Annotated in this window: 23 protein-coding genes; 13 read left to right on the forward strand and 10 right to left on the reverse strand. The window is 65.1% G+C overall.

Annotated elements, in window-relative coordinates:
• Nucleotides 1-69: 69 nt before the first annotated feature.
• The 6 genes from KCG88_RS03560 to KCG88_RS03585 all read right to left on the reverse strand — a co-directional run bounded on the left by KCG88_RS03560 (nucleotide 70) and on the right by KCG88_RS03585 (nucleotide 6,508).
• The gene (locus tag KCG88_RS03560) at nucleotides 70-420 is read right to left on the reverse strand and encodes a DUF2493 domain-containing protein (RefSeq protein ID WP_041752297.1); all 351 of its coding nucleotides are present in this window, start codon (nucleotides 418-420) and stop codon (nucleotides 70-72) included.
• Nucleotides 408-2,111, reverse strand: coding sequence for a Na/Pi cotransporter family protein (locus KCG88_RS03565; protein ID WP_047287089.1), 1,704 nt, complete (start codon nucleotides 2,109-2,111; stop codon nucleotides 408-410). Before KCG88_RS03565 ends, KCG88_RS03560 begins: the two co-directional genes overlap by 13 nt.
• Before the next feature lie 28 nt (nucleotides 2,112-2,139).
• On the reverse strand, nucleotides 2,140-2,340 hold the full coding sequence (locus KCG88_RS03570) for a hypothetical protein (protein ID WP_015635857.1): 201 nt from the start codon (nucleotides 2,338-2,340) through the stop codon (nucleotides 2,140-2,142).
• 124 nt (nucleotides 2,341-2,464) lie between these two features.
• Nucleotides 2,465-5,176 (reverse strand): magnesium-translocating P-type ATPase, encoded by a 2,712-nt coding sequence (mgtA, locus tag KCG88_RS03575; RefSeq protein ID WP_047337001.1) that lies wholly within the window; start codon nucleotides 5,174-5,176, stop codon nucleotides 2,465-2,467.
• A 283-nt stretch (nucleotides 5,177-5,459) separates the two neighbouring features.
• Nucleotides 5,460-5,750: a hypothetical protein gene (locus tag KCG88_RS03580; protein ID WP_011061630.1), complete on the reverse strand. Its 291-nt coding sequence runs from the start codon at nucleotides 5,748-5,750 to the stop codon at nucleotides 5,460-5,462.
• 407 nt (nucleotides 5,751-6,157) lie between these two features.
• On the reverse strand, nucleotides 6,158-6,508 hold the full coding sequence (locus KCG88_RS03585; RefSeq protein ID WP_011061629.1) for a hypothetical protein: 351 nt from the start codon (nucleotides 6,506-6,508) through the stop codon (nucleotides 6,158-6,160).
• 534 nt (nucleotides 6,509-7,042) lie between these two features.
• Here KCG88_RS03585 and ltnD point away from each other — a divergent pair.
• The 6 genes from ltnD (at nucleotide 7,043) to KCG88_RS03615 (ending at nucleotide 13,677) form a co-directional block, all read left to right on the forward strand.
• Entirely contained in the window at nucleotides 7,043-7,960 is a 918-nt protein-coding gene (ltnD, locus tag KCG88_RS03590; protein ID WP_263860732.1) for an L-threonate dehydrogenase, read from the forward strand.
• A 10-nt stretch (nucleotides 7,961-7,970) separates the two neighbouring features.
• Nucleotides 7,971-9,263, forward strand: a complete 1,293-nt coding sequence (gene otnK, locus KCG88_RS03595; RefSeq protein ID WP_047287084.1) for a 3-oxo-tetronate kinase — start codon at nucleotides 7,971-7,973, stop codon at nucleotides 9,261-9,263.
• Nucleotides 9,260-9,898: an aldolase gene (locus tag KCG88_RS03600; RefSeq protein ID WP_210711767.1), complete on the forward strand. Its 639-nt coding sequence runs from the start codon at nucleotides 9,260-9,262 to the stop codon at nucleotides 9,896-9,898. The genes otnK and KCG88_RS03600 overlap by 4 nt, the downstream gene beginning before the upstream one ends.
• 186 nt (nucleotides 9,899-10,084) lie before the next feature.
• Nucleotides 10,085-11,548, forward strand: coding sequence for an SLC13 family permease (locus tag KCG88_RS03605; protein ID WP_210711768.1), 1,464 nt, complete (start codon nucleotides 10,085-10,087; stop codon nucleotides 11,546-11,548).
• Between the two features lie 21 nt (nucleotides 11,549-11,569).
• Nucleotides 11,570-12,352 (forward strand): 2-oxo-tetronate isomerase, encoded by a 783-nt coding sequence (gene otnI, locus KCG88_RS03610; protein WP_210711769.1) that lies wholly within the window; start codon nucleotides 11,570-11,572, stop codon nucleotides 12,350-12,352.
• Between the two features lie 257 nt (nucleotides 12,353-12,609).
• Entirely contained in the window at nucleotides 12,610-13,677 is a 1,068-nt protein-coding gene (locus tag KCG88_RS03615; RefSeq protein ID WP_210711770.1) for an alpha/beta fold hydrolase, read from the forward strand.
• A 64-nt stretch (nucleotides 13,678-13,741) separates the two neighbouring features.
• On the opposite strand, the gene KCG88_RS03620 is transcribed toward KCG88_RS03615, so the two are convergent.
• From KCG88_RS03620 to KCG88_RS03635, 4 genes are all read right to left on the reverse strand, one after another.
• On the reverse strand, nucleotides 13,742-14,554 hold the full coding sequence (locus KCG88_RS03620) for a DeoR/GlpR family DNA-binding transcription regulator (protein ID WP_047287070.1): 813 nt from the start codon (nucleotides 14,552-14,554) through the stop codon (nucleotides 13,742-13,744).
• A 116-nt stretch (nucleotides 14,555-14,670) separates the two neighbouring features.
• Nucleotides 14,671-14,940, reverse strand: coding sequence for a hypothetical protein (locus tag KCG88_RS03625; protein ID WP_047287068.1), 270 nt, complete (start codon nucleotides 14,938-14,940; stop codon nucleotides 14,671-14,673).
• A 23-nt stretch (nucleotides 14,941-14,963) separates the two neighbouring features.
• Nucleotides 14,964-15,407 carry a hypothetical protein gene (locus KCG88_RS03630; RefSeq protein WP_210711771.1) on the reverse strand — a complete coding sequence of 148 codons (444 nt, stop codon included), beginning with the start codon at nucleotides 15,405-15,407 and terminating at the stop codon, nucleotides 14,964-14,966.
• Between the two features lie 4 nt (nucleotides 15,408-15,411).
• Nucleotides 15,412-16,149, reverse strand: coding sequence for a transporter substrate-binding domain-containing protein (locus KCG88_RS03635; protein ID WP_210711772.1), 738 nt, complete (start codon nucleotides 16,147-16,149; stop codon nucleotides 15,412-15,414).
• A gap of 152 nt (nucleotides 16,150-16,301) precedes the next feature.
• On the opposite strand from KCG88_RS03635, the gene KCG88_RS03640 reads away from it, so the two are divergent.
• From KCG88_RS03640 to KCG88_RS03670, 7 genes are all read left to right on the forward strand, one after another.
• The gene (locus tag KCG88_RS03640; RefSeq protein ID WP_210711773.1) at nucleotides 16,302-17,333 is read left to right on the forward strand and encodes a lysozyme inhibitor LprI family protein; all 1,032 of its coding nucleotides are present in this window, start codon (nucleotides 16,302-16,304) and stop codon (nucleotides 17,331-17,333) included.
• Between the two features lie 276 nt (nucleotides 17,334-17,609).
• Nucleotides 17,610-18,806, forward strand: coding sequence for an enoyl-ACP reductase FabV (gene fabV, locus KCG88_RS03645; RefSeq protein WP_011061617.1), 1,197 nt, complete (start codon nucleotides 17,610-17,612; stop codon nucleotides 18,804-18,806).
• 243 nt (nucleotides 18,807-19,049) lie between these two features.
• Nucleotides 19,050-19,748 carry an AzlC family ABC transporter permease gene (locus tag KCG88_RS03650; RefSeq protein ID WP_047287059.1) on the forward strand — a complete coding sequence of 233 codons (699 nt, stop codon included), beginning with the start codon at nucleotides 19,050-19,052 and terminating at the stop codon, nucleotides 19,746-19,748.
• On the forward strand, nucleotides 19,748-20,059 hold the full coding sequence (locus KCG88_RS03655) for an AzlD domain-containing protein (protein ID WP_199521978.1): 312 nt from the start codon (nucleotides 19,748-19,750) through the stop codon (nucleotides 20,057-20,059). Before KCG88_RS03650 ends, KCG88_RS03655 begins: the two co-directional genes overlap by 1 nt.
• Nucleotides 20,060-20,126: 67 nt before the next feature.
• Entirely contained in the window at nucleotides 20,127-21,116 is a 990-nt protein-coding gene (locus tag KCG88_RS03660) for an SMI1/KNR4 family protein (RefSeq protein WP_047287055.1), read from the forward strand.
• Nucleotides 21,113-22,066, forward strand: coding sequence for a GDP-mannose pyrophosphatase NudK (gene nudK, locus KCG88_RS03665; RefSeq protein ID WP_047287053.1), 954 nt, complete (start codon nucleotides 21,113-21,115; stop codon nucleotides 22,064-22,066). The genes KCG88_RS03660 and nudK overlap by 4 nt, the downstream gene beginning before the upstream one ends.
• A 269-nt stretch (nucleotides 22,067-22,335) precedes the next feature.
• Nucleotides 22,336-24,828, forward strand: a complete 2,493-nt coding sequence (locus KCG88_RS03670) for an EAL domain-containing protein (RefSeq protein WP_246882547.1) — start codon at nucleotides 22,336-22,338, stop codon at nucleotides 24,826-24,828.
• The last annotated feature ends 4 nt before the right edge of the window (nucleotides 24,829-24,832 follow it).

The raw sequence follows: 24,832 nt of genomic DNA on the forward strand, positions 1-24,832 counted from the left end.
CTCGTTCTGGGTTGGGGCACCGGTGCATCTGGCGTGTGGGCCGGTACAGAGGGTGGCGGCTTGGGAGGCTTACTGGTCGGCCATCGACAGAACCTGGATCTGCCGGGCCCGGGCCTGGGCCAGCAGTTCTTCGGTATCTTCTCCACCGGGCAGGGCGAGGACGATGTCGGGGCGGCTGTCGGCCAGCATGAAGGCGTTGCGCAGGCGTTCGGCGTGCTTGCCATGGCGTTGCCAGTTGGGCGGGTAGCGGACAATGTCGGCGCCGATGTCCCGGGCCCAGTCCTCGATATGGGCGCCGAGGAACTGGCTGCCGCCATGAATCACCACGCGGGTTTCATGCAGGCGCTGAAAGGCGTCGAGGACCTGGCGGCACCGGCGGTCGTCGGCGTAGTAGCGGCCGGCGCAGATCAGGACGCGCATGGGCTGTTCTCCTTTATCGGGCTGATGCTGGTCTCGCCGGGCAGCGGTTCGTTGAGGTAGGCGTGCTCGATGTCCCGTTCACCGGCGCGCTCCAGGGCCGGGTAGGCCAGGGCGGCGATGTGGTGGTGAACCCGCCGGTAGTCGCGCAGCAAACGCTGGAAAATGTCCCCGGATTCGGCCCAGGCGCCACGGTCTTCGCGCAACTTGCGAAAATGCTCGCGGCTGGCGGCGGCTTCCAGGCGCCGCACGTTTTCCTTGCGCGCCACCAGTTGGTGGGCGGTGGGCAGGTCTTCGCGCAGGAACACGGTGATAGCCAGGCTCAGGCTGTCCAGCAGTTCCTGGTGCAGCGGGTACAGGGTGCTCAGCTCGAACTCGGAAAACGGCTCGCCACGGCGCAAGCGCCGCGCGGCCAGATGCGCCAGGCTGGTGGCGAGAATGTCCCCGGCGTGCTCAAGGTTGATCACCAGCAGCAGGATTTCCTGGGAGCGGTCGGCATCCTGGTCGCTGATGCCTTCCTTGCCGATATCCGCCAGGTAGGCGCGGATTGCCGCGCTGAGCAGGTCCAGGGACTGATCGATATGGCGCACCTGATCGGCATTGGCCTGGTTGGCGGTGCGAAACAGCTGCAGCACCCGGTCGAGCATGCCCGAGAGCATATCGGCCATGCGCAGGGCTTCGCGGGCGGCGTTGGACAGGCCGATATTGGCCACTTCCAGGCCGGCTTCGTCCAGGTACAGCGGCATGCCCGGGTCGGTGACCGCGGCCGGGGCCGGCAGTAGCCGGGTCAGCAGCTTGGCCATGGGCCCGGTGAAACCGATGAACAGCAGCGCCAGCACCAGGCTGAATGCAGTGTGCAGTGCCACCACCAGCAGGGCCGGAGGCAGTTGCTCGATGACGTGCCACTGGCCCAGGGTGGCGATCCAGGGCATCAGCAGCGCCGCTCCCGACAGGCGCACCAGCAGGTTGCCCAGGGGCAGGCGCCGAGCCACGTTGCCGCTGGCGCTGAGCAGCGAGGGCAGGGTGCTGCCGAGGTTGACCCCCAGCACCAGGGCCATGCTGGTGGCCGGCGACAGCAGCCCAGTGCCGGCCAGCGAGGCAGTCAGCAGCACCACGGCAACGCTGGAGTGGCACATCCAGGTCAGCAGCAGCGCCACCAGCAGGGCCAGCAGCAGGTCGCCGTCGAGGCTGGTCATCACCAGCTGGAACACCGGGGTGCCTTCCACCGCCCCCAGGGTCGCGCCGAGCATGCCCAGGGCCAGCAGCATCAGGCCCAGGCCGATCAGCGCGCAGCCGATGCTTTCAAAGCGCGAATCGTCCCGCAGGCGAAAGCACAGGAAGCCCGCCAGCAATGCCACGGGTGCCGCCAGCGAGAGGTCGAGGCTGAGCAGTTGGACCACCAGGGTCGAGCCGATATTGGCCCCCAGCATCACCGCCAGCGCCGGGGCCAGGCCCAGGGTGCCGGCGGCGGTGAAGGAGCTGGCCATCAGGCTCACCGCAGTGCTGCTTTGCACCACGCCGGTGATGCCGACGCCACACAGCAGCGCCAGCCAGCGGTTGTTCAGGTGTTGCCCGAGCCAGTGCCGCAGCGGGCTGCCGAAGCCCCGCAGGAGTGAGCCGCAGATCATCTGCGAGCCCCACAGCAACAGCGCGATGGCGCCGGCCAGGTTGATCAGAAGAGTAGTGCCCGACATGAGTATTCTCCCGGGACTGTGACAGGTTTCAGGCAATCGCCAGGCGCAGCGAGGCGCGGGTGATGGCGGCGCTGAACCCCAGCAGGAAACGCATTTCAACGGCGCTCAGCAGGCCCCGCACATAGAGGCGGATGCTCAGGCGGGCGAGCAGCCTGGCGCAGGCGCACAGGCCGCAGACCAGCAAGGCCTTCAGGCCGCGTTGCAACAGCGAAAAAGCTTTGAAAAACATGGCGATGCTCCTTTCGGGCGAACAGCGTCGCCGTCGACAGGGCGCTGGCCGCGCCGACGGTGGCATCGTTGGTTTGCTGTATCTGGTGCGACCGCCGTGGGGCGGCCGCACCGGGCTCAGGCCCTTAGAACCACTGCTTGAAGCGGCGGATGTACAGGGTCTTCATGGTCTGGGCGACCACGCAGTAGCTGAGCAGGGTACCCACCAGCCAAGGGAAGTATTCCCACGGCAGCGGCACCAGGCCGACCATGCTGCCCAGAGGCGAGAAGGGCACATAGATACCCAGTGCCATCACCAGGCCCGTGGCGAGCATGACCGGCAGTGCCGCGGTGCTCTGGATGAACGGGATCTTGCGGGTGCGCAGCATGTGCACCACCAGGGTCTGGGAGAGCAGGCCTTCGATGAACCAGCCGGACTGGAACAGGGCGGCCATTTCCACGCTGTTGGCGGCGAACACGTACCACATCAGGGCAAAGGTGGTGATGTCGAAGATCGACGAGGTCGGCCCGATCCACAGCATGAAGCGCCCAATGTTCTTGGCGTCCCACTTGCGTGGCTTGCTCAGGTACTCCTTGTCCATCTTGTCCCACGGCAGGGCCAGCTGGGAGAAGTCGTACATCAGGTTCTGCAGCAGCAGGTGGATCGCCAGCATCGGCAGGAACGGAATGAAGGCACTGGCCACCAGCACCGAGAACACGTTGCCGAAGTTGGAGCTGGCGGTCATGTTCAGGTACTTCATGATGTTGCCGAAGGTCTCGCGACCCTTGATCACCCCTTCCTCCAGCACCATCAGGCTCTTTTCCAGGAGGATGATGTCCGCCGATTCCTTGGCGATGTCGGTGCCGCTGTCCACCGAGATGCCGACGTCGGCATCGCGCAGTGCCGGGGCGTCGTTGATGCCGTCGCCGAGAAAGCCCACGGTGTGGCCGTTGGCCTGCAATGCCTTGAGCACCCGGGACTTCTGCAGTGGGGTGAGCTTGGCAAATACCGTGCGCTCTTCCACCAGGCGCCCCAGCACTTCGTCGTCCATGCGCTCGATGTCACGACCCAGCAGCGGCTCGCCGACTTCCAGGCCAACCTCGCGGCAGATCTTCGCGGTGACGATGGGGTTGTCACCGGTCAGTACCTTCACGGTGACGCCGTTGTCGCGCAGGGCGGCAATCGCCGGGCCGGCGGTTTCCTTCGGCGGATCGAGGAAGGTCAGGAAGCCTTCGATCACCAGCTCGCGTTCGTCGCTGGCGCTGTACTGGTTCTTGATCTGGTCCCGGGCGATGTCACGGGTGCCCACCAGCAGCACGCGGAAACCGTCGCGGTTATAGTCTTCGGCCAGTTGCAGCAACTCGGCACGCAGGGCGGCGTCGATGGTCTGGGTGACACCGTTCTTGCGGACCCGGGTGGCGGTTTCCAGCATTTCCTCCACCGCGCCCTTGCACACCAGCAGGTGGTGGCCGCGGGCATCGGCGAGGATGACCGACAGGCGCCGCCGGACGAAGTCGAACGGCAGCTCATCCACCTTGCGCCAGGCGGCAGGCGGGGTGAAGTGCGGGTTCTCCTCGGCGAAGCTGACCACTGCGCGGTCCATCAGGTTCTTCATGCCGCTCTGGTGGTAGCTGTTGAGCCAGGCCAGTTGCAGCACTTCATCGCAGCGGCTGCCGCTGATGTCGACGTGATGTTCGAGGATGATCCGGTCCTGGGTCAGGGTGCCGGTCTTGTCGGTGCAGAGCACGTCCATGGCGCCGAAGTTCTGGATCGCGTTGAGGCGCTTGACCACCACCTTGCGCTTGGCCATGGCCGAGGCGCCCTTGGCCAGGTTGGCGCTGACGATCATCGGCAGCATTTCCGGGGTCAGGCCGACGGCCACTGCCAGGGCAAACATGAAGGCTTCGGCCCAGTCGCCCTTGGCGAATCCGTTGATCAGCAGAACGATGGGCACCATCACCAGCATGAAGCGGATCAGCAGCCAGCTGACGCTGTTGACCCCGCGGTCGAAGGCGGTCTGGGTGCGGGAGCCGACGATGGAGCGGGCCAGGGAACCGAAGTAGGTGCGCGAGCCGGTGGCCACGACCACCGCGGTGGCCGTGCCGCTGACCACGTTGGTGCCCATGAAGCAGATGTTCGGCAGGTCCAGCAGGTCTTGCTGATCGGCGGCCTGGGCGGTGGCGGACTTTTCCTGGACGGCGCCCAGGGTGTCGTACTTTTCAACCGGCAAGGCTTCGCCGGTGAGCACCGCCTGGCTGATGAACAGGTCGCGGGATTCGATCAGGCGGATGTCGGCAGGGATCATGTCACCGGCGGACAGCTGGATGATGTCGCCCACCACCAGGTCGCGCATCGGCACTTCACGCACCCGGGCCTGCATGCCCATCTGCTCGCGGCGCAGTACGGCGGCGGTGGTCCGTACCATGGCCTTGAGTGCTTCGGCGGCCTTGGCCGAGCGGTGTTCCTGCCAGAAACGCATCAGGCCGCTGGCCAGCACCATCACCAGTACGATGATGACCCCGGTGAGATCGGTTTCTTCGCCGGCCTGCAGCGGCAGCCAGAAGTCGGTGAAGAAACTGATACCGGTCAGGGTCATCAGCACATAGATGAAGGGGTTGTTGAAAGCCTGGAGCAACTGCACCAGAGCGTGTGGCGGACGGTCGTGGGCGACCTCGTTGTGGCCGTCCCGTTGCAGGCGGCCCTCGGCATCCAGTTCAGTGAGGCCGGCGGTGGTGGAGTTGACGTTGGCCAGGGTGACGGCCAGGCCGTTCTGGGCTTCGCGGGCGGCACGCATCGACAGCTTGTTGCTGTCACTGGTGGCGCTGGTGTTGCGGGAAGTTGGGGTTTTTACAGTCATGGTCTGTGCTCCTGCCGCCTGCTTGCGGCACGACACAGCAACACTCAACTAATTAAAGGCGAGCGAAAACATGTCGAGCCGCAGGTTAGCGATCGATTTTGATCTTGGCGTTTTTCAGGTTTTAACGTTCGCTGCCCAAACAATGAAGTTGTATGGGCAGCGAACCTACTACTGGCCTCTTCCATAACTTTCTCCAGTAACTTTATTAACTGACAGGCAATAGCGCGCCGCCGAACTTAAACTTTGAAAGTTCGTTTGCAAACAACGGAAAGTTACCGCTGGTTCAGGCTGAGCTGCGCGCCCCGAGGTACAGGCCAAAGATCAGTCCGGCCTGTTGCAGGAGAAGGGCAGCGCCCCGACTCTGCGGGTCCTGGCTATCGTCGAAGCTCCAGCGTTGCTGCAACTGCCCGGTCATCGGGCAGACGCGCCAATTGGCTCGCAGGGCGGTCGAGGGGGTGGGGGCGGCACGAGAAAACGGCGAGCGCGCCAGAACCTTGGGCTCACGGCACAGCTTGACCCGCATGGTGGCGGCGAAGGCGCGAACGCCTGGCATTACAGAGGAAGTGAAGTGCATAACATTTGCCTCGCGACCGGACTGGTTCCGGGGAGGCAAGTTACGTTGGAGCGTCAAGCCCTAGCGCAGCTTACCCGACCGCGGAGTCGAGTCCCGTCATTTTCAGGGTTAAGTGCCTGGCTCTGCGCAGCGGCAGTGACCAGACAGCGTCTAGATACTGTGTCCATTGGCTTCTTTAGTGAGTTAAACAAAGGGCCGTAATTACCGGCCCGCGCAATTTACTCAGGAGGGGTGCTGGAGTCAAGGCTAAATTGCCCTGAATCATTGAACAGTTACGAAGTTTCAGGTGAGGTTCAGCTAAGGGTGGGAATTAGCTGGTACGAGAGGCGGATATATAAGTTTTATATAAAGAAAGTGCCCATGACCGATGGGGATGTCATGGGCACTGAATATAGCGACGGGGATTATCAGTGCAGCAAGTGCTGGGAGATATCCTTGTAGGTCGCGCTATCGGTGGCCGCCATCAACTGCCGGCCATCCTTGAGGGTGCCGATGAAGGTCACTTCGTTTTCCGTACCCGCCATCAGGTACCCGGCCAGGGCGCCCACCGGGCCCAGCAGCATGGCGCCGGCAATGCCGTAGCCCAGGGCGTCCTTATTGGTGATCGGGCTTTCGCTGGCGATCTCCAGTGTCTTGAAGGCCGATGCCTTGACCTCGACGCCGTTGCTGTTGAATACCGTCTTGAGCCTGAAGGTGCCGTGCCGGTACTCGCCGGCGCCTTGCAGGAAATCACCTGATAAAACCTCAATCTTTGCCATGTTGAATCATCCTTATCCAAGCATAACCAGACAGGCCATTGAGCTCTGTGCCAGGGGGAGCGTCAACGGGGTTGCGATGAAGGGTGCTACCGCCAGTCAGCAGCCCTCGTTCATTCAGCCTCGGCCAGGTCACCCCGGGCCATGCTGATCCAGATCAGGGCTGTGAAGGGTTGTAGCAGCCCACGGGGCACCGGCCGTCGGCTTCCGACCAGTGGCTGGCCGGGGACAGGCGCTCAAGGTGATGTTAAAAAATGTTAGATTGAAAAACTTCTTCACATAATCCGTTCATTGGTGGATGATCGTTCACAGCCAAAGCTCAACCTGATAACAACAGCAACAGGATGGCCATGATGATCGATTCGCTCCTGCCTCTCTCGGCACCTGCCCACGGTGCCATGCACCTTCCGGGCTTGCCGTCTGGCGCTGCGCCTGTTGCTGCCTGTGCTGCATTTGCCGGACCTGCAATCCGGATTTCCCTGTCCTGCCCGGTTCTTGCCCGGCGCCTGTCTGGCGTGGCACGGTCCTGGTCTATTTCTGGAGTCCCCCATGAATAACAACAATGTCGGTGTCATCGGTCTTGGCGCCATGGGCCTGGGCATCGCCCGGTCGTTGCTGCGCAGCGGTTTCAAGGTGCATGCCTGTGACGTGCGCAGCGAAGTCACCGCGCAGTTCGCCAGCGAGGGCGGCGTGGCCTGCGCTTCGGCCGCGCAACTGGCCGGCGAATGCGATGTGATTGTCACCGTGGTGGTCAACGCCGAGCAGACCGAAAGTGTGCTGTTCGGTGAGGGCGGGGCGGCAGCGGCACTGCGTCCCGGCAGCCTGGTGATCGGCTGCGCCACCGTGGCTCCGACCTACGCCGTGGAGCTGGGCCAGCGCCTGGAAGCCCTGGGCCTTTTGTACCTGGACGCGCCGATTTCCGGTGGCGCGGCCAAGGCTGCCGCCGGCGAGATGACCATGATGACTTCCGGCCCGGCCACCGCTTACGCCAGGGCCGAGGCGATTCTGGGGGGCATGGCCGGCAAGGTCTATCGCCTGGGGGATGCCCATGGCCTGGGCTCCAAGGTCAAGATCATCAACCAGTTGCTGGCCGGGGTGCATATCGCGGCATCCGCCGAAGCCATGGCCCTGGGGCTGCGCGAAGGGGTGGACGCCGATGCCCTGTACGAGGTGATCACCCACAGCGCGGGCAACTCCTGGATGTTCGAGAACCGCGTTCCGCATATCCTCAAGGCCGACTACACACCGCTGTCCGCGGTGGACATCTTCGTCAAGGACCTGGGGCTGGTGCTGGATACTGCCCGGGCCAGCAAATTCCCGCTGCCGCTGTCGGCCACCGCGCACCAGATGTTCATGCAGGCCTCCAGCGCCGGTTTTGGCCGCGAGGACGACTCGGCGGTGATCAAGATCTTCCCGGGCATCGACCTGCCCGTGGCCAAGCCCGATGCCGAGTGAGGAACCCGTGATGACGATTTCCAATCCACGCCCGTTGCTGGGCTGCATCGCCGACGATTTCACCGGGGCCACGGACCTGGCCAACATGCTGGTTCGCGGTGGCATGCGCACTGTGCAGAGCATCGGCATTCCCAGCGCCGAAGTGGCTGCCGGGCTGGACGCCGACGCCGTGGTGATCGCGCTGAAGTCGCGTACCACTGCGGCCAGCGAAGCGGTGGCCGAATCCCTGGCCGCCCTGCAATGGCTGCGGGATCAGGGCTGCGAGCAGATCTTCTTCAAATACTGCTCGACCTTCGATTCCACCGCGGCGGGCAATATCGGTCAGGTCAGCGAGGCCTTGCTCGAGGCCCTGGGCAGCGATTTCACCCTGGCCTGCCCGGCGTTCCCTGAGAATGGCCGGACCATTTTCCGTGGCCATCTGTTCGTCCAGGACCAGTTGCTCAACGAATCGGGCATGCAGCATCACCCGCTGACGCCGATGACCGATGCCAACCTGGTGCGGGTCCTCCAATCCCAGACCCGGCTGCCGGTAGGCCTGCTGCGCTACGACAGCATCGCCCAGGGGGTGGAGGCGGTGCGCAGCAGGATCGCCGAACTGCGCGGGCAGGGTGTGGCCCTGGCGATTGCCGATGCGCTGTCCGATGCCGACCTCTATACCCTCGGCGCTGCCTGCGCCGACCTGCCGCTGCTCACGGGTGGCTCCGGGCTGGCCCTGGGCCTGCCGGAAAACTTCCGCCGCGCCGGCAAGCTGCGTGACCTCGACGCTGCAAGCCTGCCCAAGGTGGCCGGTGGCGAAGTGGTGCTGGCCGGCAGTGCCTCCCTGGCCACCAATGCCCAGGTCGATGCCTGGCTGGAAGCCGAGCGCCCGGCCTGGCGCATCGACCCGCTGGCCCTGGCGGCCGGCGAGGCGGTGGTGGAACAGGCCCTGGCCTTTGCCCGGGAGCAACAGGGCACGGTGCTGATCTACGCCACCAGCACGCCGGAAGAGGTCAAGGCGGTGCAGCGTCAGCTCGGCGCCGAACGTGCCGGAGCGCTGGTGGAGAATGCCCTGGGCGAGATCGCCCGGGGCCTGCGCGACAGCGGCGTGCGGCGCTTTGTGGTGGCTGGCGGGGAAACCTCCGGCGCCGTGGTCAAGGCTCTGGACGTGCGCCTGCTGCAGATCGGCGCGCAGATCGATCCCGGGGTCCCGGCCACCGTCAGCAGTGGCGGCGAGCCCCTGGCCCTGGCGCTGAAGTCCGGCAACTTCGGTGGTCGCGACTTTTTCAGCAAGGCCCTGGGCCAATTGGCGGGAGGTCAGGCATGAGCCGGGAAAACGCTCTGCGCGAAGAAATCTGCGATGTCGGCCGCAGCCTCTATCAGCGCGGCTACACCGTGGGCAGCGCCGGCAACATCAGTGCGCGGCTCGACGATGGCTGGCTGATCACCCCCACCGATATCTGCCTGGGCCGGCTCGACCCTGCCGCCATCGCCAAGGTCAACCTGGCGGGGGAGTGGGTCAGCGGCGACAAACCGTCCAAGACCCTGGCCTTGCATCGCCAGGTGTATGACCGCAATCCGGGGGTGGGCGGGGTGGTGCATACCCATTCCACCCACCTGGTGGCCTTGACCCTGGCCGGGGTCTGGCGCGAGGACGACATCCTGCCGCCATTGACCCCGTACCAGGTGATGAAGGTCGGGCACATCCCGCTGATCGGCTACCAGCGCCCGGGTTCGCCCAAGGTCGCCGAGCAGGTGGCGCAACTGGCCAACCAGGTGCGCGGGGTGATGCTCGAACGCCTGGGCCCGGTGGTCTGGGAAAGCAGTGTGTCCAAGGCCAGCTACGCCCTGGAGGAGCTGGAGGAAACCGCGCGCCTGTGGCTGATGAGCCAGCCGCGCCCGGCACCTCTGGGTCAGGCCGCCCTGGATGAGCTGCGGGACGCTTTCGGCGCCACCTGGTAAGCCCGCGACACTGCCAACATTTCATGCACGCCAGCCCACGGAAGCCTTCATGAGGCTTTCGCGGGGAGCGGCTTGCCGTTGAAAAACAATAACAACAGGATTTCCCGAGATGAATGACTGCATTGGCTTTACGGGTTCCCGCACTACCAGCACCCCCTGCCAGCCACTGGGTGGAGGGCGTGTGCAATGAGCCCGCTGATTCTGATGATCACCGCCGGGGCCGGTATCGCCCTGTTGCTGTTCCTGGTGCTCAAGTACAAGTTCCAGCCCTTTGTCGCGCTGATGCTGGTAAGCATCCTGGTGGCGCTGGTGGCCGGGGTGAAACCGGCGGAGCTGGTGGCCACCATCGAGGGCGGCATGGGCAAGACCCTCGGCCACATCGCCATCATCATCGCCCTGGGCGCGATGATCGGCCGCATCATCGAGCTTTCCGGCGGCGCCGAGGCCCTGGCCAAGACCCTGATCGAGCGCTTCGGCAACCGGCGCACGCCCCTGGCACTGACCATGGCCGGATTCATCATCGGCGTGCCGGTGTTCTTCGAGGTCGGGGTGATCATCCTCATGCCCCTGGCCTATGGCGTGGCCCCCAGTGCGCGCAAGCCGCTACTGGTGTTCGCCTTGCCGATGTGCGCCGCGCTGCTCACCGTGCACGCCTTCTTGCCCCCGCACCCTGGAGCGGTGGCCGCGGCCAGCCAACTGGGCGCGGACCTGGGCCGGGTGCTGATGTTCGGCCTGCCACTGACCGCGCTGCTGTGCTACGTGGGCTACCGCGTGGCGGGGCGCATGACCCGGCGCAACTACCCAATGACCGATGACATCCGCGCCGAAGTCTACGGCCCGCACGTCACCAATGAAGACCTCGCCGCCTGGAACAACGGCTCCGAGCAGCCTGCCAGCCCCCAGGCGGTGGCCGCTGTGGCGCACATGGGTCTGGAAGAATCCACCGGCAGCCTGGCGGCGAAGCTGCCGCCGGCGCCACCACCGGGGTTCGGCCTGATCGTCAGCCTGATCCTGTTGCCCATCGTATTGATCCTGCTGGGCACCCTGGCCACCTCCTTGTTGCCCCTGGAATCCACCCTGCGTGGGGTGCTGACCGTACTGGGCGCGCCGCTGGTGGCGCTGCTGCTGGACACCTTGCTCTGTGCCTGGCTGCTGGGCTCGCGCCGCGGCTGGAGCCGCAGCCAGGTGTCCGACGTGATCGGCTCGGCGCTGCCCGGGGTGGCCATGGTGATCCTGATCGCTGGGGCCGGCGGGGTGTTCGGCAAGGTGCTGGTGGATACCGGCATCGGCGCGGTGGTCTCCGACCTGCTGCGCACCACCGGCCTGCCGGTGCTGGCCCTGGGTTTTCTGCTGACCATGCTGCTGCGTGCGGTGCAGGGCTCCACCACCGTGGCCCTGGTGACCACCGCCGGGATCATCGCGCCGCTGATCGCCACCCTCGACCTGAGCCCCAACCACATGGCCCTGCTGTGCCTGGCCATGGGCGGTGGCGGGTTGGCCATGTCCCATATCAACGATGCCGGGTACTGGATCTTCACCAAGCTGGCCGGCCTCAACGTCGCGGACGGCCTGCGTACCTGGACCCTGATCACCACCTTGCTCGGCACCTTGGGGTTCTGTATTACCCTGCTGATCTGGCCATTTGTCTGACCCTTTGTCCCAGGAGTTCCCATGCCTCGTTTTGCTGCCAACCTCAGCATGCTCTACCCGGAACATGACTTTCTCGAACGTTTCGCCGCCGCGGCGGCCGACGGCTTCACGGCCGTGGAGTATCTGTTTCCCTACGACTACAGCCCCCAGGCGCTGAAACAGCGCCTGGACGATCACGGCCTGCAACAGGCCTTGTTCAACGCCCCGCCCGGCGACTGGGCGGCGGGGGAGCGGGGCATCGTTTCCCTGCCCGGGCGTGAGCAGGAGTTCCGCCAGGGCTTCGACAAGGCCCTGGAATACGCCGCGGTGCTGGGCAACTCGCGGGTTCATGTGATGGCCGGCCTGCTGCCGTCCGAGAACGATCGCCCGCGGCACCACGGCGTCTATCTGGAGAACCTGGCCCACGCCACGGCCCAGGCGGCCAAGGTCGGGGTCACGGTGCTGCTGGAGCCGATCAACACCCGGGACATGCCAGGGTTCTTCCTCAACCGCCAGGACCAGGCCCAGGCCATCTGCAAGGAAGTCGGCGCGGCCAACCTCAAGGTGCAGTTCGACTGCTACCACTGCCAGATCGTCGAAGGCGACCTGGCGCTGAAGCTGCGCCGCGACCTGGCCGGTATCGGCCACATCCAGATCGCCGGGGTGCCGGATCGTCACGAGCCGGACCTGGGCGAACTGAACTATCCCTACCTGTTCCAGCTGATGGACGACCTTGGCTACGACGGCTGGGTTGGTTGTGAATACCGCCCGCGCGGCAACACCTCCGCTGGCCTGCAGTGGCTGCGGGACTGGCAGGCGCGCTAAGGCCCAGCGGTGTAGCCGCCACTTCAGGTTACGAAAGAAAAGGTATCTGGAGAGCGTCGCGCAAGGCCCTGCGGGCCTTCGCGCAGCGCTTTAGGTAGCCGCTGCCCAAGGCTGCGAACGAGCCGCAGGCTCGCAGCGACTCCCCGGCCGTCGAGGCCCCTGCGGTGCCTTGCGCAGCCTGCGGCAGCGGCTACAGAGGGTGCGAAGGCCGCGAACGGCTCGCGATGATACGTAGCGATAAACACAGGAGTTTTCCCATGCAGCGTTTTGTCTGCCGGGCCGCGCTCGGCCTGATTTTGTCCCTGGGTGGTATGTCCCTGGCCGCGGCCGCGAGCTTGCCGCCGGCCACCGAGGGGGATTGGGTGGCCCCGAAATTCACCTTCCACAACGGTGAGCAGTTGGCCAACCTGAAGCTGCACTACATCACCCTGGGGGACCCCAAGCACCCGGCGATCCTCTATCTGCATGGCACCTACCGGCCGGCCAGCGACCTGTTGAGCAAGGATTTTGGCGGTGAACTGTTCGGCCCCGGGCAACCCCTGGATGCCAGCAAGTACTACATCATCGCCACCGACGGCATTGGCGTCGGCCAGTCGAGCAAGCCGTCCGATGGCCTGCGTGCGCGCTTTCCCCAGTACAACTACGAGGACATGGTCCAGGCCCAGTACCGGCTGGTCACCGAAGGCTTGGGGGTCAAGCACCTGCGGCTGATCATCGGCAATTCCATGGGCGGCATGCAGGCCTGGATCTGGGGCCAGAAGTGGCCGCAGATGATGGACGCCCTGGTGTCCATGGCTGCCCAGCCCGGGGAAATGTCCTCGCGCAACTGGATGATGCGCCGCCTGCTGGTGGAGTCGATCAAGCAAGACCCGGCCTGGGAGCAGGGCAACTACCGGCAACAGCCGCCGTCGCTGCGCCTGGCCAACGCGCTGTTCGCCACCGGCACCAGCGGCGGCACCCTGGCCTATCAGGCCCTGGCGCCGACCCGGGTCCAGGCTGACCAGCTGGTGCAGGAGCGCCTCAAGGCCAGCCAGGGCGCCGATGCCAATGATTTCATCTATCAGTGGCAGTCCTCGGCGGACTACAACGCCGTGCCGGGGTTGGGCAAGATCCAGGCGCCGGTGCTGGTGATCAACGCCGCGGACGACGAGCGCAATCCGCCGGAAACCGGCACCCTGCAAGCGGCGCTCAAACAGGTGAAAAATGCCCGCCTGCTGCTGATTCCCGCCAGCGCCGAAACCCGCGGGCATGGCACCACTGGCATGGCCCGGTTCTACGCCCGCGAGCTGGGGCAGTTCATGGCCGACACCGAGAAAAACCGCTAGCGGCCACTGCGCGCTCTGGGTGGCGAGGGAGCAAGCTCCCTCGCCACAGGGGGCTATCGCTGGCTCAGGCTTGCGCCGGCAGCAGCAGTTCCACACCGTGCTTGCGGATCCCGTCCGCCGCTGCAGGGGCCAGTGCGGCGTCGCTGATGATGATGTCGAACTGTTCCAGCCCGGCGATCTTGTACATGCTGAAGGTGCCGTACTTGGAGCTGCTGGCCACCAGCACCACCTGGGTCGCCGACTGCATCGCCACCTGCTTGACCTCGACCTTCAGCGCCGAGGGCGTGGTGATGCCCCGGCGCAGGTCCCAGGAACTGGTGGAGATAAAGGCCACATCGGTCACCACCTGGCGCAGGGTGGCCACCGCCAGCCCACCGACACAGGAGTGGTTGGAGTGGTCCAATTGCCCGCCGGTGTGGATCACCGTGACCTGGGGCGCATCCATCAACGCCTGGGCCACGCCGAAATCGTTGGTGACCACGGTCATTCCCGACAGCGCCTTGATGTAGGGCACGATCTCCAGGGTGCTGGTGCCGGCGTCCAGGTACACCGTCATGTCCGCATGCAACAGGCCCGCCGCCAGCTTGGCCATGGCCTGCTTCTGCGGCAGTTCCACCACGGCCTTGGACTGGTGGCTGGGCTCGCTGTGCAACTGGCTGGCGATGCGCACCCCGCCGGTCACCGAATGGGCGCGGCCTTCCTGTTCCAGCAAGGCGATATCCCGGCGCACGGTCATGTGCGAGCAGTCGAACATCTCCATCAACTGATGCACGCTGAGCACCTGATGCTTGCGCAGCTGGCGCAGGATCTGCTCGCGGCGCTGCTCGGGAATCATCGGTGCGCCGCTGTCACTGGCAAGGTCCTTGGGGGTAGGCATTGAAGCTCCGGTCTGGCGGGTCGGCAAAGGCAGGAATCGGCAGGCCATAGTAGCGAAAGTAGCCGCCGCGGACGAGATTTAGTGCCGTGTGCAAGTCAGGAAAACATGGCCATCAGTCAGGGGCAGAAGGGGCAATACAGATTGTCGAGAAAGTCCTGGCTGTCGATGTTGGCGTCCAGCACCTGTACCACCACCGGGCCATGGTGCCTGCACTCCAGGATCTGCCCGGCGCCGCTGCGGTTCGGCTGCTGCTCGCTGAATTCATTGCAGCCGCACCAGGGGCATTTGCGCACCGTGGCATCGTTTTGGCCGAGTATTGCCAGGTCCCAGCCGCAGCCGGTGCAACTGAGGCGATACAAGGGGCGGGCAGGGGTAAAGGTCGGCATAGGGGAACTCCAGGTCAGGGGCCTCAGCCCGGGGTCAACGAGCGCTTGATCAAGCGGGTCAGCGGCTGGCGTGCCTTGCGGCTCTTGAACGGCCCCGGGATGTGCCGCAGGAAGCTGCGCCAGGGGGAGCCACCGGGATTGCGCTCTGCGGAACCCAGGTAATCATGCAGGGCCAGGGCCGATTCGCGGTTGAAGGCCCAGGGCATCTGGCCTTTATAGAGCACGGAAAAACAGGCTTCGCCTGGCCAGTTCAGGTGGTGGTGCGCTGCGTAGTGGCAGGGGGCGTGGCCGCCGTTGTGCTGCTCTTTCCAATTCTCCGGCAGAGGGTTGGCCTGTAAGAGAGCCACATCGGCCTTGCGTTCAATGGGCCTGGCCACGACGAAGTCGAGGCAGGCCTGGCCTGCGCATTGCGGGCGATTGAGCGCCAGTTGATGGGGTAGGGGGCTCCCGGGGGCAAGGCTGGTCATGGAATCAATCTACCTGTGGCGTGGCCAGGTCGATATGCCAGCGCTGCTTGAGCTGCTGCAGGCTGCCGTCGTGTTTCATGTCGTCCAGGGCCCGCTGCCAGCGGGCCACTTGCCGGGCATCGACCTTGGGCGAAAAGGCGATGTAGGCGTCCTGGTGCATCAGTGGCATCTGGTAGCGCAATTGGTCGAGGGCCAAGCCTTCTTCGGCGGCGAAGGTGCCGATGCTCATGGTGTCGGCCACCACGTATTGCACGCGGCCGACCTGCAGCAGGCGCATCATGATTTCCGGGCTGTCGACACCCCACAGGTTATCCAGCCCCTGCTGCTTGAGGTAGCTGTAGACCAGCCATTTGCGCGGCACGGCAATCTGGCCCCGGGTCTGGTGCAGGTCGGTGACCGGCGTGCTGTCGCCAGTGCGGGTATAGAGGGCGGTTTCGGTGCGCATCAGCGGGCCTACCCACTGGTAGTGGGATTCACGTTCCTGGGTGCGCAAAATGGTGAACACTGCGGTGTCGGCGTCCTCGCTGGCATCGCGCAGGGCGCGCAGCATCGGGCGTTGCTGCACCTGCACCGGATCGCCGGTGCGTTGCGCCAGGGCTTGCACCACATCCACCGCGAAGCCCGTCATGCGCTGGCCCTGTTGAAAGTGCAGCGGCGGGTGGTTGTCGGTCAGCATGCGCAATTCGCCGGCTTGAGCGGTGAGGCTCAACAGCGACAACAGTGCCTGCAGCATCCATTTCATGCAGTGCCCTTGGAGTTTAAAAACGCAGAGCTTAGTACGACTGGTTGCCGCCTGTCGCGATAAAAGCTGCCGGTTCGGTTTTCGTCGGGATATCGCTGAAAACACTCCACTGCAGTTATTCTTGCGCCGCCTTTTCAGAATGGAATCGACCCATGTTCGCTCCCCTTGTTCGTCCCTTGCGAGCCGCAGGCTTGCTGTTTGCGGTCCTGGCCTGTTCCCAGGGCGTTCAGGCCAGCAGTTTCGACTGCGCCAAGGCCGCCAGCACCAGTGAAAAGACCCTGTGTGCCGACCCTTATACCGCCTCGCTGGACAGCCAGTTGGGCAAGGCCTGGAAGGCGGCCCTGGCCGATGCCAAGGACCCCAAGGCGCTGCGCCTGGACCAGCGTGAATGGCTCAAGGCGCGCGATCAGTGCGCAGCCGACCTGGGCTGCCTGCGCAGCCAATACCTGAGCCGCCTGGTCGCGTTGCGTTATGTGAATATGCCGTTCGAGTGGCAGGGAACCTGGCAGCGGGTCTCGGTCAGTCCGTTCTACGCCGGTGATCTGGTCATCCGGCGCACTGGCGAGGATCGCCTGAGCTTCGATCTGTCGGCCATGGGCGGCGCCAACTCCGGCTCGCTCGCGGGCAAGGCGCAGATCAAGGGCGGTGAGGCCAGCTACAGCGTCGAGGGCTGCAACCTGCATTTCACGCAGCGCAACGGCCTGTTGCAGGTGAGCCAGGAGGGCGACTCCTTTGCCTGCGGCGCCGGTTCAGGGGTGTATTACGACGGGCTCTATGTGGCCTCCAAGCAAGCCCTGGAGAGCCATTACGACCTGCTGTCCACGGCACTGGTGCGCACCGAGGAGGAAGACCGGCGCGCCCGCAAGCTATTGAAGAAGGACTACCAGACCCTGCTCGACAGTGGCTCGTCGTTCTCCACGGACACCTCGGCCGAACTCAAGGGCGCCGAGGTCACCGATATGTGGCTGCCGGGCCTGGCCACCACCAATGCGGCGATTTTCGTGCGCGGTACCCAGGGCCAGTTGTGGGTTGCGCTGCTGGTGGTGGCAGGGCCCAAGGATGAAGTGCGGGTGCGTTACTACACCACCGAGCCTGAATGGAAGCACAGCCTGCCGGATGTGGTGCAGAGCTGGTACGAAGCGCGCAGCAACGGCGAACAGCTGCCGCTGGACATGATGCCCTGAGCCGGTGCGGCGAGCGGCCAGGGGCAGGGCGCGCAAGAGATTTCGCCAGACGGACAGGCGACAGCATCGGCGCACCTGCTAGAGTCTCGCCCCGGGCTGTGCGCAATCACGCTTGGCGGGCGCGCAACACCACCGTCATGCCCCCTGGAACCGGGGGCTGACGGGCAAATTCCTCAGGTTGGTGACGCGAAGCGAATATGAGCGTCTACGACTAGTGCAAGTGACACTGCCGCCGCCGTCATCGGCGCCTGGCACATTGAAATTGGGAGATTGTGAATGGTCATCAAACCCCGCGTTCGCGGCTTTATCTGTGTGACGACCCACCCGGTGGGTTGCGAAGCCAACGTCAAGCAACAGATCGATTACGTCACCCAGCAGGGCGCCATCGACGCAGGGCCGAAGAACGTACTGGTACTCGGCGCTTCCACCGGCTACGGCCTGGCAGCGCGGATCACCGCAGCGTTCGGCTGTGGCGCCAACACCCTCGGGGTGTTCTTCGAGCGCGGCAGCGTCGACGGCAAGCTGGGCACCGCCGGCTGGTACAACACCGCGGCGTTCCACAAGTTCGCCGAAGAAAAGGGCCTGTACGCCAAGAGCATCAACGGCGATGCCTTCTCCGATGCGGTCAAGGCCGAGACCATCGAGACCATCAAGCGCGACCTGGGCAAGATCGACCTGGTGGTCTACAGCCTGGCGGCACCGCGCCGCACTCACCCCAAGACCGGTGAAGTGCTGAGCTCGACCCTCAAGCCACTGGGCAAGTCCGTGACCCTGCGCGGTGTCGACACCGACAAGGAAATCGTCAAGGAAACCACCCTGCAGCCGGCGACCCAGGAAGAGATCGACGGCACCGTGGCGGTGATGGGCGGCGAAGACTGGCAGATGTGGATCGACGCGCTGCACGAAGCCGGTGTCCTGGCCGAAGGCGCCAAGACCACCGCCTTCACCTACCTGGGCGAGAAGCTGACCCACGACATCTACTGGAACGGTTCCATTGGCGAAGCCAAGAAGGACCTGGACCAGAAAGTCATCGGCATGCGCCAGCAATTGGCTGGCCTGGGCGGCGACGCCCGGGTGTCGGTGCTCAAGGCCGTGGTGACCCAGGCCAGTTCGGCGATCCCGATCATGCCGCTGTACCTGTCGCTGCTGTTCAAGGTGATGAAGGAGCAGGGCAGCCACGAAGGTTGCATCGAACAGGTCTACGGCCTGTACAAGGACAGCCTGTACAACAGCGAGCCGGTGATCGACCAGGAAGGCCGCCTGCGCGCCGACTACAAGGAACTGCAACCGGCGGTCCAGGATCGGGTCAAGCAGCTGTGGGACCAGGTGACCAGCGAGAACCTCTACGAGATGACCGATTTCGTCGGTTACAAGCAAGAGTTCCTGCGCCTGTTCGGTTTCGAGATCGAAGGTGTCGACTACGAAGCCGACGTCGATCCGGACGTGAAGATCAGCAACCTGATCCAGCTGTAATCCGCTCGTAGCATCAGCCAGCGCCCCTCCCTCGTGAGGGGCGCTGTCGTTTGCGCCCCCTATTTCCTGTAGGAGCCGGCTTGCCGGCGAAGGGGCCCGAACGTCTTGTACAGGTCTTGGAGCCGCCTTCGCTGGCAAGCCAGCTCCTACGGGGAGCGGGGCGGGGCAATTGCGCAAGATCGTTCAAGCCAGGGGCGCCGGCAGATGGCACAGTCAGCGTCCGTTACTTGTGTGCAGGGTTCTATGTCCAGCGTTCTCCTACCCCGTGCCGCGTTTATCCGTGGCGCCATTGCCATCATGCCGCTGTCCCTGGCCACCGCGCCCTGGGGGCTGCTGGCCGGTTCCATGGCCATCGAGGCCAATCTCACGCCGCTGCAGGGCCAGGGCCTGTCGAGCATCGTATTCGCCGGGGCCGCGCAATTGGTGGCCATCGGCATGCTCAAGGGCGGCGCGGGGATCTTTTCGATCCTGCTCACCACCTTGCTCCTGACCTCCCAGCACTTGCTCTACGGCATGAGCATGCGCTCGGTGATCTCGCCCTTGCCGGGCCGCTGGCGGGTGGGCCTGGGCTTTCTGCTCACCGACGAGCTGTTCGCCCTGACCAGCGCCCACGACAAGCAGCAGTTCGACCGCTGGTACGCCCTGGGCGTGGGGCTGACCTTCTATGTGGCCTGGAACCTCTTCACCCTGTTGGGCATCGTGCTGGGCAAAAGCATTCCTGGCCTTGAGCACCTGGGCCTGGACTTCTCCATCGCCGCCACCTTCATCGCCCTGATCACGCCCTTGGTGCGCAATGTGCCCACCGTGGTCTGCGTTGCCGTATCGCTGTTCTGCTCGGTGCTGTTCAGCTACTGGCACTGGGGATCGGCGCTGGTGCTGTCGGGGCTGGCGGGCATGAGCGCAGGTTTTGTCTGCAACAAACTCTATCGGGGGCAAGCATGATGGTCTGGGCAGTCATCTTCGGCATGGGCTTGTTGGTCTTTCTCAATCGCTACGTGTTTCTCGAACCGCGCCTGCCGTTGCGCCTGAGCAGCAATGCCCGGCAGTTCCTCGGCTTTGCGGTGCCGGGCATGCTCACGGCGATCTGCGGCCCCATCGTGTTCATGCCCGACCACGAGCTGAACCTGCACTGGAGCAACCCCTACCTGCTCAGCTCCCTGGTGGCCATTGCGCTGGTGATCTACACCCGCAACACCCTGCTCAGCATGCTGTTGAGCATGGGGTTCTTTTTCCTCCTGCGCTGGTGGCTCTGAGGGCCGTTTGCGGTAGCCTGTGCAGCTCTCGGCACAGGCCGACCTTCAACCGCAACGGATGCATCGGATGAGCGACTTTCCCCACGATATTGACCTGGACGTGTTCTGGGACCGGGCTACCAGCAGCAAGATCAACCAGCCTCCCGCCAGCCCCGCCGTCATAGCCCAGCTGCAGACGCAACTGGGCTATCGCCTGCCGCTGTCCTACGTGGCCTTCATGAACCGCTACAACGGCGGGCGCCCGCACCTCAGCTGCTTTCCCACCGAGCAGGGCACCTCCTGGGCGGAAGACCACTGCGCGATCGACAGCTTTCTGAGCATCGGCTGCGATGGCGACCATTCCCTGGGTGGTGGCCTGGGCAGCCGTTTCATGATCGAGGAGTGGGGCTACCCGGACCTGGGGGTGTATATCTGCGATTGCCCCTCCGCGGGCCATGACATGGTTGCCCTGGACTACAGCGAGTGCGGCCCCGAGGGCGAGCCGCGGGTGGTGCATGTGGACCAGGAGGCCGACTACGCAGTGACAGTGCTGGCGGCGGATTTCGAGGCCTTTGTCCGCGGGCTGGTGTCGCCCGAGGTCTACGACACCTCGGAACAGGATTACCTGGATGATCTGGACAAGGTCGCCCACGCGCCGTTCTCGCCCCTGCTGGAGGAACTGCTCGGCCATTTCAGCGCAGTTCCCGATTTGGGGCCGCTGATCCGCCAGATCGCCTTGCGCATCGTCCATGAGAAGCGCTACTTCGCCTTGCATGCCGATCCACTGTCGCACCTGCTGTATGACCTGCAGTTCTGGCTGTACCAGAATCGCTACCCGGTCCCCAACAAAGAGGCGTACCTGCAGGCCTATCAGGACATGATCGCCTTCGCCAGGGGCTTCGGCACCGGCGGCTACTCCCCGGACTTCATCCGCGACTGGTTCCGCAGCCGCTTGGCCGGTGGCCAAGTGCGGCAGATGGCGGGCGGGTTCGCACTGACCCCGGCCTACCAGGCGCAATTGCTGGAACAACTGTCCGGGTTTCGCCCCGCACCCCTTCAAGCCCAGGAGCAGCCATGAGCGAAGAAAACATCCGCATCACCGCCGAACAGACCCTCTCCGACAACTGGTACGTGCTGAAGAAGTACAGCTTCGAGCTGCGCCGCCGCGACGGCAGCTGGCAGGCCCAGGACCGCGAGGTCTACGACCGGGGCAATGGCGCAACCATCCTGCTGTACAACCTGCAACGGCGCACGGTGCTGCTGACCCGGCAGTTCCGCATGCCGGCCTTTGTCAACGGCCATAGCGGCTACCTGATCGAGACCGCTGCCGGGCTCCTGGACAACGCCAGCCCCGAGGTGCGCATCCGCCAGGAAGCCCAGGAGGAAACCGGCTGCCGGGTCGGCGAGGTGCAGAAGGTCTTCGATGCCTTCATGAGCCCGGGTTCGGTAACCGAGCGGGTGCATTTCTTCATTGGCCATTACCAGGCCGAAGACCGGATCGACGCAGGCGGCGGGCTGGAGCACGAAGGCGAGGACATCGAGGTTCTGGAGCTGGATATCGACCAGGCCCTGGGCATGATCAAGAGCGGGGAGATCGCCGACGGCAAGACCATCATGCTCCTGCAATACCTGCAACTGCATGTGCTCAAGCCCCGCAGCCTGATGGTGCTGGTGGCCGGCCCTTACCGCTCAGGCACCGGTGATGACCCGGCGCTGCTGGCGCGCAATGTCGAGGCCATGGAGCACTGCGCGGCGCAGGTCCTGGCGGCGGGGCACTTTCCGGTACTGGGGGAGTGGGTGGCGTTGCCCATGACCCGGCTGGCGGGTTCCCGGGCGGTGGGCGACGAGATCTACAACCAGCGCTTTCATGCCTACGCCGAGCGCCTGCTGGAACGCTGCGATGCGGTGCTGCGCATCGGCGGGCCGTCGGCGGGCTGCGATGCCATGGTCGAGATCGGCCAGCGCCTGGGCCTGGCCCTCTATCACCGGGTGGAGCAACTGCCGGTGGTGCCTGGCGGCGCTGGCTGACGCGCCGCCCCAGGATGCCTCGGCGCCGGCAACCGGCGTCGGGGCAATACCCGCACAGGCCCCGCCAGGGGCTTTTCTTCAGGCCCTGCGGGGAAAAACTGTCTATCGTCAACAGGCAAGCGGGAGCTTCGTCGAAGGCCGCGTGAGGCAGGGTTGCAGCGGTCGGTTTGTCGTTATGGCGCCTGGAGCACTATGGAAAACTTCGGTCTTGATCCGTCTCAAGGGCGCAGCACCTCCAATCGGGCGCTGACCCGCGCCACCCTGCTGGGATGCTCGGGGCTGCTGCTGGCGCTGTTTCTGTTCACCGGTGTGTTGCTGGTATACATCGCCCTCGACCACAGAACCTTGGGGCCGAGCAGCACAACCGCCTGGACATCGACAGGGCCCTGCAATCCTTTGCCGGCAACGCCCGCACCACCCTCAAGGACTATGCCCTCTGGGGCGATGCCTACCAGCACCTGCACCTTAAGGTCGACCTGGACTGGGCCTTCAACCGGCAGAACTTCGGCCCCTCGCTGTACCGCGACCTGGGCTTTGACGGGGTGTTCGTGATCAACCCGGCCGGCCGAACCCTGTACGCCCTGGTGGCCGGCGAGCTCAGCCAGACGGATGCCCGGGACTGGCTGGGCGAGCAGTTGCCGCCTCTGGTCAGCGCAGCGCGGCAGGCTGGCGGCAAGGTGCTGGACCGTTACCAGTCCATTGCCGGCACCCCGGCGCTGGTAGTCGCCGCTGTCATGGGCCCGGGCAACGACCCGCAAGTGCGCCCTGACGCCGGGCCGCAATCGGTACTGATCTTCGTTGCCCGTTTCGACCCGCCGCGGTTACTGGCCCTGGGCCAAAGCCTGGGGGTCGAGCATCTGCAGGTGGCCCGTGCCGCCACGGACCCGAGCTTGCCGACCCTGGTTTTGCCCGATGGCGCCGGAACCCTGCAATGGCGGCCGGCGCGCCCCGGGCACCAGTTGCTGGTGCTGGTGATGCCTTTGTTGTTGCTGGCCGGCCTGCTGGTGGGCCTGATGGCGGCGTTCCTGTTGCGCCGCGCCGATGCTGCAGCGCAGGTCATGGACCGGCAGGTCCAGGCGCTGCGCGCCAACCGCTGGGCCCTGGCCGCGAGCGAGGAGCGCTTTCGCGATGTGGCCGAAGCTGCGTCCGACTGGATCTGGGAGGTCGACGGGCAGTTGCGCTTTACCTACCTGTCCGAACGTTTCGAGGCGGTCACCGGGTTGACCCGGGAGTCGACCCTGGGGCGGCCGATGACCGAGCTGCTGAGCTGCGAACAGGGATCGCTGGGCCAGTGGCTGGCGGCCCCGGAGCGGCACTCCCGGGCGATCCAGCAGTGTTTGTACCGGGATGGCCAGGGGCAGTCGCGAGTCTGTCGCCTGTCGGTGCGGGCCATGGCTGCCGGGGGCTTTCGCGGCACCGCCAGCGATATCACCGAGGAGGTCGCGGCCCGACGGCGGGTCGAGTACCTGTCCCAGCACGATGCCTTGACTGGCCTGGCCAACCGCACCCGCATGCAGGCGTTTCTCGAAGGCCAGTTGCAGGCCCCGCGGACCCTGCAGGAACCCCTGCTGATGCTCAGCGTCGACCTGGACCGTTTCAAACCGGTGAACGACCTGCTGGGGCACGCCGCTGGCGACCAGGTGCTGCACGAGGTGTCCCAGCGCCTGGCCCAGTGCCTGCGCAGCGAGGACCTGGTGGCCCGGGTCGGCGGCGACGAGTTTGTCCTGGTGGTCACCGGCCAGGTGGCCGGCCACGAGATCGAAGGCTTGTGCCGGCGTTTGATCGAGCGGATCGAGGAACCGTTCTATATCGCCGGGCACGAGGTTTTCATCAGCGCCAGCGTCGGCATTGCCCGGGCCCCGGGCGACGCCACTCAGGCCGAAGAACTGCTGCGCTTTGCCGACATCGCCCTGTACGAGGCGAAAGCGGCGGGGCGCAGCACCTGGCGTTTCTATGCGCCTTACATGAATGTACGGATCATCGAACGACGGCGCCTGGAGCGTGACCTGCGCCATGCCATCGAGCAGGACCAGTTGCTCCTGCACTTCCAGCCGCGCTACCGCGTATTCGATGGCCAGTTGATGGGCGCCGAGGCCCTGGTGCGCTGGCAGCACCCCCAGCATGGCTTGCTGGGGCCGGAGGTGTTCGTGCCCATTGCCGAGGACACCGGGTTGATCCTGCCGCTGAGCAACTGGGTACTGCACGCAGCCTGTCGTGCGGCGCGAGCCTGGCCGGAAGGCCGATTGCTGGCGGTCAAGCTGTCGCCCGCGGAGTTTCTGCGCGGCCAGCTGGTGGCGCGGATCGCGGCGGTGCTCAAGCAGAGCGGCCTGGAGCCGTCACGCCTGGAGCTGGAAATGACCGACAAGGTGTTGCTGGACGACAGCCGCCATGTGCTCACCATCATGCAGGGGCTCAAGGCACTGGGGGTGCAGTTGCTGATCGATGATTTCGGCACCGGCTACTCGGCGCTGCAGTACCTGCAGACCTTCCCCCTGGATGGCCTGAAGATCGACAGCAGCTTCATCGCCCGGCTCAACCACAATGATGCCGGGCGCTCCATTGTCGAGGCGATTGTCGACCTGGGGCATGCCTTGTCCTTGCGGGTAGTCGCCGAGGGAGTGCAGACCGCCGAGCAGATCGGCGCGCTGCGCGACATTCAGTGCGATGAGGTGCAGGGCCCGCACCTGAGCCCGCCGCTGGGCCAGGAGGCCCTGCTGGAGCTCTATGGCGAGGCCGCCCGAGCCTCGCGCCCGATCACTTGAACCT

The sequence above is a fragment of the Pseudomonas sp. MWU349 genome, assembly GCF_017947325.1.
Lineage (GTDB): Bacteria > Pseudomonadota > Gammaproteobacteria > Pseudomonadales > Pseudomonadaceae > Aquipseudomonas > Aquipseudomonas protegens.

Excerpts from the sequence above, each read along its gene's own strand:
- KCG88_RS03660 (WP_047287055.1), top strand. The coding sequence starts at position 20,127 with ATGAGCGACTTTCCCCACGATATTGACCTGGACGTGTTCTGGGACCGG.
- KCG88_RS03620 (WP_047287070.1), bottom strand. The coding sequence starts at position 14,554 with ATGCCTACCCCCAAGGACCTTGCCAGTGACAGCGGCGCACCGATGATT.
- otnI (WP_210711769.1), top strand. The coding sequence starts at position 11,570 with ATGCCTCGTTTTGCTGCCAACCTCAGCATGCTCTACCCGGAACATGAC.
- KCG88_RS03600 (WP_210711767.1), top strand. The coding sequence starts at position 9,260 with ATGAGCCGGGAAAACGCTCTGCGCGAAGAAATCTGCGATGTCGGCCGC.
- KCG88_RS03625 (WP_047287068.1), bottom strand. The coding sequence starts at position 14,940 with ATGCCGACCTTTACCCCTGCCCGCCCCTTGTATCGCCTCAGTTGCACC.
- KCG88_RS03580 (WP_011061630.1), bottom strand. The coding sequence starts at position 5,750 with ATGCACTTCACTTCCTCTGTAATGCCAGGCGTTCGCGCCTTCGCCGCC.
- KCG88_RS03560 (WP_041752297.1), bottom strand. The coding sequence starts at position 420 with ATGCGCGTCCTGATCTGCGCCGGCCGCTACTACGCCGACGACCGCCGG.
- KCG88_RS03615 (WP_210711770.1), top strand. The coding sequence starts at position 12,610 with ATGCAGCGTTTTGTCTGCCGGGCCGCGCTCGGCCTGATTTTGTCCCTG.
- mgtA (WP_047337001.1), bottom strand. The coding sequence starts at position 5,176 with ATGACTGTAAAAACCCCAACTTCCCGCAACACCAGCGCCACCAGTGAC.
- KCG88_RS03570 (WP_015635857.1), bottom strand. The coding sequence starts at position 2,340 with ATGTTTTTCAAAGCTTTTTCGCTGTTGCAACGCGGCCTGAAGGCCTTG.
- KCG88_RS03630 (WP_210711771.1), bottom strand. The coding sequence starts at position 15,407 with ATGACCAGCCTTGCCCCCGGGAGCCCCCTACCCCATCAACTGGCGCTC.
- KCG88_RS03655 (WP_199521978.1), top strand. The coding sequence starts at position 19,748 with ATGGTCTGGGCAGTCATCTTCGGCATGGGCTTGTTGGTCTTTCTCAAT.
- otnK (WP_047287084.1), top strand. The coding sequence starts at position 7,971 with ATGACGATTTCCAATCCACGCCCGTTGCTGGGCTGCATCGCCGACGAT.
- KCG88_RS03635 (WP_210711772.1), bottom strand. The coding sequence starts at position 16,149 with ATGAAATGGATGCTGCAGGCACTGTTGTCGCTGTTGAGCCTCACCGCT.
- KCG88_RS03565 (WP_047287089.1), bottom strand. The coding sequence starts at position 2,111 with ATGTCGGGCACTACTCTTCTGATCAACCTGGCCGGCGCCATCGCGCTG.
- nudK (WP_047287053.1), top strand. The coding sequence starts at position 21,113 with ATGAGCGAAGAAAACATCCGCATCACCGCCGAACAGACCCTCTCCGAC.
- KCG88_RS03650 (WP_047287059.1), top strand. The coding sequence starts at position 19,050 with ATGTCCAGCGTTCTCCTACCCCGTGCCGCGTTTATCCGTGGCGCCATT.
- fabV (WP_011061617.1), top strand. The coding sequence starts at position 17,610 with ATGGTCATCAAACCCCGCGTTCGCGGCTTTATCTGTGTGACGACCCAC.
- KCG88_RS03670 (WP_246882547.1), top strand. The coding sequence starts at position 22,336 with ATGCTCGGGGCTGCTGCTGGCGCTGTTTCTGTTCACCGGTGTGTTGCT.
- KCG88_RS03585 (WP_011061629.1), bottom strand. The coding sequence starts at position 6,508 with ATGGCAAAGATTGAGGTTTTATCAGGTGATTTCCTGCAAGGCGCCGGC.
- KCG88_RS03640 (WP_210711773.1), top strand. The coding sequence starts at position 16,302 with ATGTTCGCTCCCCTTGTTCGTCCCTTGCGAGCCGCAGGCTTGCTGTTT.
- KCG88_RS03605 (WP_210711768.1), top strand. The coding sequence starts at position 10,085 with ATGAGCCCGCTGATTCTGATGATCACCGCCGGGGCCGGTATCGCCCTG.